The following is a 12,106-nucleotide window of genomic DNA, read 5'->3' on the forward strand; positions in this document are numbered from 1 at the left end:
ATTGTGTTCTGCCTTGTTGGATAATCTCTCCCGTTCTCGAACAGAGACAAAGAATCTATGGAGGCCCCCATTGGTCCTCCCGCAACACTAACCTGTGAACTCGGCCAGGCCCGGAAGGGAGCAACCGCAGCGGGTGACGTGTGTGCCGGGATGTGGCTGGTGGGGGCTTCCACCCATCTGCTGTTTGCCAATCTTATCAATAAGTTACAGCTAACTCTCTCAAACTTATCCACTCTATGTGGATGACTTCCAATAGCGTTCTTCAAAACTATACACGTAAATCAATGTTTGGTCGATCCTCTCTGACTACTGCGCAGAAGATGACAAAAACAGTAGGTTTACTACAGGTTTCACTTGGTTTGTGTATCGGACAAAGTCATCACTAAGATTTGAAGTAAGACTTTTTTGAACCTTATTCCTGTTATAGTTAAAACGCCATGAACCCAGTTGTGGTAAGGGATTAGAGAGTTTTAATGCCATAGGTTAGATAAAAATTAAGGCTGTCAGAGAGCTTATTTGATGGCTTAGAATTGCCCTGAAGGTTTGTCACATCTCTTTCGTCGCTATTTTCTGGCGGTGTATTAATAACAATAAAATGAATGCCCTTAATAGCTTCAAGGAAGCCTTAGATACTGAACCAGTAAGTTTATTCAAAGCTGTATAAGACTCCTCTGAAATCGGTCTTAGGGTTACTCACATGATTACGAATAATCACCTAGAAGATGATCCAGAAGCGTTCTGCCAACTACTACAGAAAGTTGGTGAAGAACTCACTTTAGCTGTTATGAGAAATCCAACAGAAGTGGAACTGGACAGCTTGAAGAATAGAAAACTTCATACTTCATTGATGATGTTATCAGTTCTATAACTGGTAGTGTGTCTACCTTGTTAGACATTGCTCAATGGTGATTTATCAGTCGTGAAACATAAAACACAGTTAAGTTGGTGATGTATCAGTCAAAATAAATTGAGTTCTCTTCAAATGCTTGCTTACTTGAAGTAAGGTATTCTAGATACAATTTTTGGGAATCACTAATGAAGTTGCGTTATTTTGCATACACCGTAAGACAACAAGATACACAACAAAAGATCTTGTATAACCTGAAATTAGGCTTTGATGCTTTCTGTGAATACGATAACAAGAGTCTTAAAGGTGATTTCAAGAAAGGTGATGAAAAGTTATACCTTATCAAAGTAACCACCCATCAAAACTTGTTCTATTTTGTTAGAACGAGTGATGACAGCTTTCTAAAACGTATTGATTTACAGAACATCACAATCGGTGAACTTCAAGATAAATTGAATGTGCATGAAAAAGTGGTTCATACTTCATACGTCTACATTTGTCCTGAAAGAGAAATTATTGGTTTTGCTAATGGTACGGGTTGTCCTAGACCTGATTCGCTCCAAGATTACATTAATCTTCTATTTGAGAAAGTTGGTTTAGACAATTTCAAAGTTAAACTAGAAGCCTTGAGTGAAAGTGCTACTAAAGAAGAGCTTATGAAAATGGATGTCGTTAGTAGTATGTTCATTGATACATCAGCAGATAGAACCCTTGGTAGATTGGTTTCTGGTTGGTTAACTGGTTCAGATGATGAGGATTTCAAGGGTAAAATTACTATCACGATCAAGCCAGAATCTAATAACATGAAAGATACATTCACAAAGATTCTGAACCGACATTCACTAGAACAGAATGATAGTGAAATTCTTCAGATTGGTGCTAAAGCTAAACACAATGAGCTTCACGGCCAGCTTGTTGATTACTGGTTAGATCAAAGCAGTAAACTTGCAGACCCTCTAAACCCTAGAGCAAAGCGTATGAACTTACATGAGCAGATTGAGGATAAAGTTGATAATAATACAAGACTGAAATCTGTATTCAAAAGTCACATTGACAACATTCCTAACCTGAATGTGATGAAATCACATCCACAACTTGATGCTTATAAACATGTAGCCACGTATAAGCAACTTCTAAGTGCTATTCAAGATGAAGACAAACAAGATGAAAGGGGCGCTAAGGAAATAGTAGCAGCAGCCCTTGGTCAATTAAAAAAGAAGCAAGCTAGAAGTTTATTAGATCGAGCAGACAACGACGATAATGTTGCTGGCTTAGATACTAAACAACAAGCAGATCAATGAAAAAAACAGAGATAAGGAAGTTAAAGAGATTGATCATCTTCTCACCCATCTTTGGTGTGGTGATAGGCTTTCTGTACCTGATTCTCAAGCACTTTTCAGGTTGGTCTATAGGCTTCCTTAAAACCGAAACATTAGCGACTGTAGTTGCTGGTTTCAGCTTTACAATGCTTGGTTTCTTAGCTGCTATTGCTGCATTTATTTTCAGTCTTCAAAAGTACAGGTTTTTTAAACGCTGGATAGAAGATGGCAATGCTGAGGTGTTTTTTACCTTGTTCAAAACGTCCATAGTGTGCCTGTTTATAACGTTCGGCTTTAGCTTGTTTGTATTCACATCACAAGCCGCTGAATGGGCTTTTAGATTCATGATGATGTCAGTCACAAATAACATTTTTCAGATGGCTATCATTTCATTTGTCATCATTGATAAGCTATCAATAGCAAAGCGTGAAGATGGTTAATGGCTAAAATAAGGCGAAATTAAGCATTGTAGTTATTTATTCCAGTGGCGTTTCACTGTCATAACTGAAACGCCCAGTTTCTCTGCCACCAGCGATTGAGTTAATCCCTCAGATTTTAGCTTTAATACTTTCTCTGTAGTCTTAACTGCTTTTGGTCTACCTAGTGTTTTTCCTTCTGACTTTGCACGCTCTAATCCCTCCTTGGTGCGCTCACGAATGCGATTACGCTCAAACTCAGCAAATGACATAAACACTTGCAACATCAATTTACCTTCACTGCTACTAAGGTTTGATACTGGCAAATCAAGACAAATTACCTCAATACCTTTTTTTATTAGCATGCTGACTGTTTGCTGGACATCAATGTTGTCACGTCCTAATCGGTCAAGTTTTAACACAACCAAGGTATCACCAGTTTCCAGTTTGTGTTCAACCATCGTTTTAAACTCGTTACGTGCCATAGCCATTACAGAGCCTGATACAGTTTCAGTAATTACACGACTATCAAGAACATCATAACCAGCGTTACGGATAGCTAGTATTTGGTTGTCTGTATTCTGCTCAATTGTTGATACACGGCAGTAAGCAAAGGTACGTTTAGTCATGGCGAACTTTCCCGATTGGTAACATTTAATGTGGTAACACAATAGCAGAGGTAACATAAAAGATAAACCCTATTTTGTTGTTACCTTTCTGATGGGGCTATTGTTGGTAACATTAAACGGTCGTTTATTAAGACTAAAGTTGCTCTACATGTTTAATACAGAAAAGCTGTCCCAATTAGTATGCTTCTTTTGCTGCTAGAGTTTAAATTGGCGTTTGTTCATCAGGTATGCGGAAATCCTGAGTATTTGTATAAAGGCAGTATAAGGTCACTTGATAGCGAGATTTCTGAAATTGAAATAGCAAATCTTTATGAACGTTATCTCTCATTAACAGAGTTTATCTATTGCCTGAATTTTTAGAATACTTTGTAATAGAATTACAATTTTATAAGCAGCAGTGTTCTTATGGGGCGAGAAATTAATAAACATGGATTATCCCGAACTATTCCTCCAGAAGTAAAAGAAGAAATCCGAAAAGACTCTGGTTATGGTTGTGTTATGTGCGGCTCTTTATTCACTCACTATGAGCACATTGAACCTGAGTTTAAGGATGCAAAGGTTCATGATGCTAATAAGATGACGTTGCTTTGTGGGGGATGTCACGATCATGTTACTCAGAAGCGTTTCTCGAAGAAGGCAGTATGGAAAGCTCGGGAGTTACCAAAGACTAAAGAGCGCGGTTTTGTAAATCATTGGTATTCACCTCCTGACAATGAGCAAAAAATAAAACTAGGTTCATCTGTATTCGATCTAACTAGCGTAATTCTGAATGCCTTCGGAAAGCCCTTGATTTGGTTTGAGCCACCAGAGGAAGAGGATGAACCTGTCAGGTTAAATGCAATCTTCTACGATGCTGAATCGAACCCTATTGCTTACATCAATAGAAACCAATTCATTGGCTTGGTCGGCTTTCATGACATCTCAGGTAAGGGGAGTTGTATTACAATACGCCCTAAGAAGAGACACATTGCTTTAGAATTACACGCGGTTGGAGACGAACCAATACTAATAACCCGCCTGGTAATGGATTATCTTGGTACAAACTTTGAAGTGGAAAGGTCTGGTAAATTGTCCATAAAGCAAGGCGATTCAGTACTCAAGCTCGACAACACCCAAATGAAAGGTTGTGGAACTGCATTTGTTTTTGGAGGTATCCCAAAGACAAGAAAACTATCTGAATCTGAGGTACTAACCCCCTTAAGTATTGCTATGGCTATACAACAACGTATTTCGAAAGAGATCAGAGCATACGATGGTGTTGTTGTCGGATGGCTTTTAGGCTCATGGATTGTAGATAAGAGCTATGCGATTTCTGCGACTGTAAATTCGACATCAGAAACCTTATTAGTACATGGAATTACAGGGGAATACATAGGTGAATTAGTTCAATTCAACAACTCTCTATCTATTATCACCTGTCTGGATGAGTATGAAAGTGGTGAGCCTATCTGGGTGAATTTTTTAGATAGGTCATCTCAAAATGTCAGACTACAAAAAGGGTTTGATGTTTGCTACCGAATTACAGATGAACGTCCTATTTATCAAGGTACTAGAAATCGTCTTTCGAGAAACACACCACCAGCGACAAGTATTGTTCCACCTAAACAGTGGAGAAAGACTGATGGCCCTATAACTCAAGGGAATCGAGTTACCATTGATTTTGAGGGGTTCATTGATGGAATACCATTTGAGGGGGGTAAAGCTGATAATTACAATCTTGTTATTGGTAGTAACAGAATGATTCAAGGTTTTGAGGAGAACTTAGTTGGGCACATGGCTGGTGAATGTTTTGAAATTCCGTTAGCGTTTCCCGATAGGTATCATGCTGAACAATTGAAAGGTAAGAACGCAGTGTTTAGCGTATACATCCGTAGTGTTGAGAGTATGGACGTTTAAGTTGGCCAACATTTAACAAGAGTTAGTGCTGTTAAGGTATGATTAAAATCGACAATCACATTTAATTTTGTATTCTCTAAACGATGGGTCGCTTACTGAACATCTTTAAAACCTGTAATTAACATAGTTGTGATTTATCTTTATGTAAGGGTGTTACTGGAGGGAGGGACTGAAACCATTAATAGGTAATTAATAAGTCTTTATAAAGTCCATTGAAAAACAAAACAAGAAAACGAGATAAGAAGAAAAGTAAAAACTAGACATCTGTTAGTGATTCAAAGAACTTTATAAGTATTAATAATACCATACTTTTTCACAAAAGTCAATACCTTAGATTGATGTTAACCTTGTTTTATTTGTATTGTAATAGGAGATTGTTTTATTTTAGTTTCAAATCTTCCTTGTTGTAAATTTTACTTTTTGTGAATCTAATACGTGTTTAAATTCCAATAAAAGAGCTACTCCACTAATGATGTGAATGATAGTTTAAATGAGCTTGTAATTCTTTCTATGGGATTCTTAATAAAATAAAATAGACAATTACCTCATCATTGTAAAAGCTGTCAGTAATGTTTACATGACGTTTAAAGTTATAATCTGTTAACAAGGTCAAGTAGTTTATCTGGCGTTATACTCTTTCCGTATCGATCATAGGTAATGCTGCCGTTAGAGTGGCCTAGCAGGGCTGCTGTGTATTGAAGCGGAATACCATCTACTTTGAGTTTAGTTGCGACATAGTGTCTTATAGAGTGAAACTCAGGTAAGTCGTTATTAGATCTCCAGCGATTGAACCATTTCCCGAAATAGTGGGCACAATTGCCTTTGTAGGGCTTGAATTCGGGGAAGACTCTAGCATTGGTTGGCTTACTTTTTGCGTACACTACAAAGTATTTTAGTTCTTTATGAACAGGTATCAAGCGCTTGGTTGACTCATTTTTCACTGATTGCCAATCATAAGAGTCATCGACACTAATGCACCAGATACCATTAACTTTTACAACATCACTTTCGCTCAGTTGCACAATCTCATTACAACGCATCCCTGTATAAAGACCTATCTTGATTATCCATTGTTTGTGAAGGTCTAGTGTAGCAAGATTTCTAACCAGTTTTTTTACTTGATCTGTGGTGTATGCTTTCCGCTGATCTTTGGCTGATTGCATAACTTTTTCTTTTAACCCATTAAAAGGATTTGTTATGTGGATGTCATGATGTTTGTCCATCCAGTAAAAAAAAGCTCCAATCTTCGAAGCATGTTTGTTCTTTGTGGGGACTGATACGTTTAACGTTTTTAGGAACTTGAATGCTTGCTGCTTGCTTAATGGATCGCTTGTGTATGCCAAGTACCGAGTGATAAATCTCTCAATTGTAAGTATTTCACGCTCTGCGACTTTTAAAGACTTAAAAGATAGGTAAGCCTTCAATTCTGATTGAAAATCAATCACTTCAGGTTCATTTTCTGGTTCTGTTCTCTTAGATACTGCGCATGAAAGTAATGCATACACTTTTTGTTGTGCTAGTCGTTTATCCCTTGTTCGAAGTGACCTTTTTACTTCTTTTCTTTTACCGTTTGATTGCGTTGTAATTTTACGGAAGTACCAAATACCTTGTTTGGATAACCACAGATTAGACATGACGTATGGCCTTATTTCAAAAATAGAAAAATGGCTATAAGTAGTCATCCACGTTGTATGTATTAGTTTGTGTTGGTTGCCAGTAACGTATTGATTTTATTCCGCAAAATTTGCGTGGTGTGCCGGGATGTGGCTGGTGGGGGCTTCCACCCATCTGCTGTTTAGTGTTTTCAATCAATACCTTACCTAAAATTGTCTGCTCAGGTGATCCACTTTATGTGTATTACTAGAGGCAATGATGACGACAAATCTATGGTTATCTCCGCACGGTATCTGGTACTTTCGTAAAGTATATCTCCTGCCTTCGGGTAAACGTAAAGAAACCAGAAAAAGCCTGAGAACGCGGTGTAAGTGCACTGCCAAAGAGCAGGTGATCAAGCTGCTGGCTTGCGAGCAATCATCACGCAGCCCTTCTCCATCTACATTCCCCAGCCAATGCAACGCTCCCTCGTCACCTGTCACCATTACGCCTGACTACTTGTCTGAACACCTTGAGCACTACATTGAGATTAAGGCTCGGCGCTGCTGTGAACGCGAGCTACTGACGATCAGGCGGTTTATTACTCGGTACATTGCGTATCTGAGGCAGAACGACACCTTTGATGCGATCAGCTCATCAACAGCGGCTAGTTTTCTTGATTCTTTGACTGTCGCCATTCCCACCAAGAACAAGCATGCGAGCAAAATAGGGGCTTATCTGCATTGGCTGGATAAGCGTGCTGATATCGAGGTGAAAAATCCGTTCTCATTGTTGAAAGAGAAGCACACGGTTGCTGTCCAGGAGCAGAGGAAAGCATACAGCCTCGCCCAAGCCCAGCGGTTAATTCAGCACTGCTCAGGTTTTGATGAGTGGAAACGGTGGGTGGTTTTGCTGGGGCGCTACACAGGGATGCGATGCAACGAAATTTGTCAGCTTCACCGTGACGATATTGTTCAGGTTGAAGGCGTCTGGTGCGTCAGTATCAACCAAGTCAAAGACTATCAAATTTTAAAGACAGCCAGCAGCAAAAGGATCATTCCACTCCCTAAACACCTCCCTGACCAGTTCGATCTTGAGGCATTCCTGGCGTTTGCTATACGCAGGGAAGGGCGGCTGTTTCCTGAAGCAACCATCTACAAGGGTAATTGCGCCCATTACTTTGGCAAGTGGTTTAACCGCTGGCGCAAGAAGCACAGCCTGCCTGAATTTCATTCCCTGCGTCATTTAGTGGCAACAGAACTGAAACAAGCTGGTATTCCTGAGCAATTTTCTGCCGCAATTCTGGGACACAGCCATCGAGGAATTACCTATAACCGGTATGGCAAAGCTGTCTCTCCCTTGAGGTTAGTTTTGCCTATGAGGTTCATTTCTTCGGTCAAATCGAACTAATCGTTATTTTTTCGTATTTAAGATGAGTATTACATCACATTTTTTAGAATAAAAAGTGAGGTAAACAAATTGTTAAAACTACATAAATTACTGATAAGTAACACTTATAATGTTCGAAAGCATGCTGTTGCATCCTTTGTGGTCCGTATGGCTAATGTGTTGATTATTTAGACTAAAAATCTTAAAAAACAATTGTTGCGCGACTGTTGCGGGTATGTGTATTTTGTTAATTTCGTTTTTATAAGTAACACTTAAGATGTTGATTTATAAGGAAAAACCAAAATGTTGCATTGTCGTATTTTAATGTGCATTTTATATTGATGCAGCAAGGTGACTGCATAATATTTTTTCTATTAAAAGGAAACATTATGACTCGTGAAAATGTTACCCGCTCGACTATCTGGCGCTGGATTCGTGATGGTGCGATGCCACAACAGCACACTATTGGTGGGGAGACTGTTGGGTGTTCTGAAGATGTCATTGAGAAGTGGAGTGCAGAGCGTCAAGTCAAAAAAACAGGTGTAACGTCTTTTCGCTCTGGTGAGGCATGGCACTTACTCGAACTGTTCTTAACTGGACGTCGTTTAACTCGTGGTGATATCCAAATGGAATGTGGACACCAGGATGCAAATCAGTTGTTGCATGTTCTCCGCAATGAAATGCTTGTTCCTGTTACTTGCCAAAAGGGGCGTGGAGGGCTGCCTTCTGTCTGGTATATGAAAAAGGAAGATATCGACATGTACCAGAATCACCGCACCAAGCAGAAAAAATGTCAAAAACGTAAGCTGGCACAGCGTGATGAAGCAAATTCAATGAAGAAACTTCATCAATGGGTGGAAGAAATCGGGGAAGATGAGTTTATTCAGCTTATTAAAGAGGTAGGCAAAAAAAAGTAGCTACCGAAGTAAAACGGTAGCTATTAGTTAATGTGTATTTAAAGGGTGCTCGTACTCGCAAAAATCCGGGCGCCCTTATTTAAAAGGTAACATTATAACGATGAAATTCAAAATTATCGAAGTCGCTGTAGACTTCCTACAAAATCATTTTTCTGTTATTCCACTGGAAAAGAACGGAAAAAAACCAGCAGTTGCATCTTGGAAGCAATACCGCGAAAAACCAGCCTCACCAGATCTTTTTAAAGACCACCAAGGCAACCTTGGGCTGATTACGGGGCGCAATGGTGACCTGTGCATCCTAGTCATCGACATTGACCGAACAGGCGAAGGCATCGAACAGGCAAAGCAGGAGTTCGTGGAAAAATATGGTCCTGTGGATTGGGAGTCAGCCTGTTGTCAGGGAACCCCCTCAGGTGGTCGTCATTACATCTTCCTGGTTCCTGACGGCATCGAAATCTCTAACCGAGTCGCGATCATCGACGGTGTCGATATCCGTGGTGAGGGCGGCTATATCGTCATTGATCCATCAGAAGCGCCCAGCAAGCTTACTGGTAAGTTAGAAGCTTATCACTGGTTAAACGATATCCTATTACATGAAACGGCTGAGATTAGCGTAGAAGTTGCTACGGCAATTGCCCAATCCGGCAAGGAGAAGCCTAAAGAGAGCAGCAGTCAGGAATCAGTACCTCAGCCGACCTACAGCACTGTAAACACCCCTTATGGCGCAAAGGCATTAGACGGGTGCATTGGTGAAGTATTAGCGGCACCAGAGGGTACACGTAACGACACGCTGAATACCCAGGCTTTTAATGTTGGGCGGCTCATTGGTGGGATGCTTGTCACCCCGAATGATGGTTATTACGGGCTAGTTAATGCAGCAATTAATATTGGTTTGAGTGAACAGGAAGCGAAGGCAACCATCGGTAGTGGGATTGAAGCGGGAGTGATGGAACCTCGTGTACTTGATGACCATCCCGACACCGATGAAGTTCCGAATGCGAACTCTCAAGAGTGGGGTGAGCCGCAAGCATTTACGCCAGAACTAGAGCCTGTTTTACCGTTGTGTAAGGGGATGATCCCTGACGTTTTTTACACCCATGCGAAAATCGAAGCTCGAAAGATGGACAATACATCTATCGATTATGTTGTCATGGCGATAATTGCCTGTGCTAGCGCTGTCATAGGCACCACTCGTATGATTCGCCCCAAAAAGCATGACTTCGGTTGGCTTATTGCCCCTGTTTTATGGTGTATTGCGGTGGGTTCACCATCGACAAAAAAGACACCAGCATTAAAAGTGGGCACCAAGCTTCTCTCCTTGGCTCAAGGCGTATTTGATGAGGAGTATGCTACAGCAGTTAACGAGGTCGAGGCTGATAAGGCTGTTAATGACTTAATTATTCAGAACAAAGAAAAAGATGCAAAAAAAGCCGTCCAAAACGGTGATACTGAAAAAGCTAAAGCATTAATGAACGAGATGCGTGAACTGAAAATAGAGTCACTAAACCACCGGATGGTTTTAGTGAACGATGCGACCATAGAAGCTATCGCTATCCGTGCTGAATCGAACCCTGAAGGCTGCTTAGTATTTCGTGATGAACTGTCAGGCTTACTTGCCATGATCGACCGAGCAGACAATGCCAATGATCGTGCCTTTTATCTAGAAGGTTTTGGCGGGGATAGTTCATACACTCAAGAACGTGTCGGTCGCCCCAACGTCTACATTAAACGCTTAGGCATTTGGCTCTTAGGCGGGATCCAGCCGGATAAGCTGATTCCTTACCTAAGATCCCGTAAGCAGGGCGAAGATAATGACGGCTTTATCGAACGCATGCAGTATATGGTATTCCCTGACCATCAGGGTTCGGAATATATCGATGAGCCTGCAGACACAATCCCCAACATGATGGCTGGAGTCCGTTTTATATTCCTAGCAGATCTGAAGTTTGATGAGCATGGAAACCCTGTTGTTTGCACCTTTACCGATGATGCCCAAGTCATATGGGACAAATGGGCAAAAGGCATGCATCAGCGTCAAAATGCGGCTTCTCCCGAATGGCAGGCGATCCTTGGTAAGTATCCGGCATTGTGCGCGAAGTTCGCCCTTGTCTTCCACTTGTGCGAGTCACCCGACACCAAAGTTACCCAAGATGCTCTAGAGATGGCAATACGGTTTATGGGCTATATCGAGAGCCATGCCCGTCGTATCCATTCTTACTGGCTGCATGAAGATCAGGTAAGTTCAGCCAAGCAGTTGCTTGATAAGCTTGACACCCTCAGCCAGCCATTTTCAAAGAAATCGGTTGCTGACAAGAACTGGAAGGGTCTTGGTACTCAGGAACGTGATAAGGCTCTAAAGCAGCTAGAGGAGCATGGCTACATCCGACGCGTTGAGACACCGAATCCTGCGGGGCGTCCATCCGTATTCTTCTACAAACACCCTGATTACTGCCAGTAACCAGCAACCATATCTCGGGGATCTCTGATTTGTAGGGTTTCTCGGGTTTCTGGAGGGGGGGGGGACCCTTAGCAAATACCTCCCCCCACCTTTACCTATGCGACACTGAAATTTATCTGATTTTCAAACAGCCAAACTTTATTGGTTTGGTTCAATATCCACGTAACTGAAAAAGGAAATTAAGTTATGACAATGCCTGACCAACTGGCTGAAAAAGTTATCGTTGCAGATAATCACATTGTTATTCGCGACGGATATTATGAAATCCCACTAGATGACTGTAACACTCCAGAGAAGCTTATAAGCTGGGTTATATATTTGCTTGAAAAAAAATGGATTAATCAATCAATCATTTATCGTTTTGTTAAAACCGCATGCAAGGAGAATAACCTTAAGATCCCTTATTAAATTACTTGGGGGGCGGGTTGCTTAATCGCGGCTCCCCCCTTAACACCATACAAACCCGAGAAATTGCCAGATAAATTGAGTTTGTAGGGTTTATAGGGTTTGTGGAGGGGGGGGCTGGACCACAGCAAAATACCCCTCCCCCCCTTCACATATGCCCATCCAAGATGTGACCGATTTTTCGAAGCCCGAAACTTTGACAAGTAATGCTAATTCGTAGGGTTTGTAGGGTGATTG

At 41.0% G+C, this 12,106-nt stretch carries 10 protein-coding genes and 1 other RNA gene; 9 read left to right on the forward strand and 2 right to left on the reverse strand.

What is annotated here, in order from left to right; all coding sequences use genetic code 11:
• The first annotated feature begins 68 nt into the window (after positions 1–68).
• From ffs to L4D76_RS10770, 4 genes are all read left to right on the forward strand, one after another.
• Positions 69–165: signal recognition particle sRNA small type (ffs, locus tag L4D76_RS10755), an RNA gene on the forward strand.
• Positions 166–697: 532 nt separating this feature from the next.
• A complete protein-coding gene (locus L4D76_RS10760) occupies positions 698–868 on the forward strand; it encodes a hypothetical protein (protein ID WP_428440902.1) in 171 nt (56 codons plus the stop codon).
• 167 nt (positions 869–1,035) lie between these two features.
• Positions 1,036–2,148 carry a hypothetical protein gene (locus L4D76_RS10765; protein WP_428440903.1) on the forward strand — a complete coding sequence of 371 codons (1,113 nt, stop codon included), beginning with the start codon at positions 1,036–1,038 and terminating at the stop codon, positions 2,146–2,148.
• A complete protein-coding gene (locus L4D76_RS10770; RefSeq protein ID WP_428440904.1) occupies positions 2,145–2,606 on the forward strand; it encodes a hypothetical protein in 462 nt (153 codons plus the stop codon). Before L4D76_RS10765 ends, L4D76_RS10770 begins: the two co-directional genes overlap by 4 nt.
• A 32-nt stretch (positions 2,607–2,638) precedes the next feature.
• Here L4D76_RS10770 and L4D76_RS10775 read toward each other — a convergent pair whose 3' ends face one another.
• Positions 2,639–3,211, reverse strand: coding sequence for a recombinase family protein (locus L4D76_RS10775; RefSeq protein WP_428440905.1), 573 nt, complete (start codon positions 3,209–3,211; stop codon positions 2,639–2,641).
• Positions 3,212–3,616: 405 nt separating this feature from the next.
• Between L4D76_RS10775 and L4D76_RS10780 the strand changes: the two genes are divergently transcribed.
• The gene (locus L4D76_RS10780) at positions 3,617–5,107 is read left to right on the forward strand and encodes an FKBP-type peptidyl-prolyl cis-trans isomerase (protein WP_428440906.1); all 1,491 of its coding nucleotides are present in this window, start codon (positions 3,617–3,619) and stop codon (positions 5,105–5,107) included.
• 590 nt (positions 5,108–5,697) lie between these two features.
• Here the strand turns inward: L4D76_RS10780 and L4D76_RS10785 are convergent.
• Positions 5,698–6,741 carry a site-specific integrase gene (locus L4D76_RS10785; protein ID WP_428440907.1) on the reverse strand — a complete coding sequence of 348 codons (1,044 nt, stop codon included), beginning with the start codon at positions 6,739–6,741 and terminating at the stop codon, positions 5,698–5,700.
• A gap of 238 nt (positions 6,742–6,979) precedes the next feature.
• On the opposite strand from L4D76_RS10785, the gene L4D76_RS10790 reads away from it, so the two are divergent.
• The 4 genes from L4D76_RS10790 to L4D76_RS10805 all read left to right on the forward strand — a co-directional run bounded on the left by L4D76_RS10790 (position 6,980) and on the right by L4D76_RS10805 (position 11,872).
• Positions 6,980–8,110: a site-specific integrase gene (locus tag L4D76_RS10790; RefSeq protein WP_428440908.1), complete on the forward strand. Its 1,131-nt coding sequence runs from the start codon at positions 6,980–6,982 to the stop codon at positions 8,108–8,110.
• A gap of 368 nt (positions 8,111–8,478) precedes the next feature.
• A complete protein-coding gene (locus L4D76_RS10795; protein ID WP_428440909.1) occupies positions 8,479–9,006 on the forward strand; it encodes a helix-turn-helix transcriptional regulator in 528 nt (175 codons plus the stop codon).
• A 100-nt stretch (positions 9,007–9,106) separates the two neighbouring features.
• On the forward strand, positions 9,107–11,464 hold the full coding sequence (locus L4D76_RS10800; protein ID WP_428440910.1) for a DUF3987 domain-containing protein: 2,358 nt from the start codon (positions 9,107–9,109) through the stop codon (positions 11,462–11,464).
• 186 nt (positions 11,465–11,650) lie between these two features.
• On the forward strand, positions 11,651–11,872 hold the full coding sequence (locus L4D76_RS10805; RefSeq protein WP_428440911.1) for a hypothetical protein: 222 nt from the start codon (positions 11,651–11,653) through the stop codon (positions 11,870–11,872).
• The last annotated feature ends 234 nt before the right edge of the window (positions 11,873–12,106 follow it).

The organism is Photobacterium sagamiensis, assembly GCF_050337085.1.
Taxonomy (GTDB): Bacteria; Pseudomonadota; Gammaproteobacteria; order Enterobacterales; family Vibrionaceae; genus Photobacterium; species Photobacterium sagamiensis.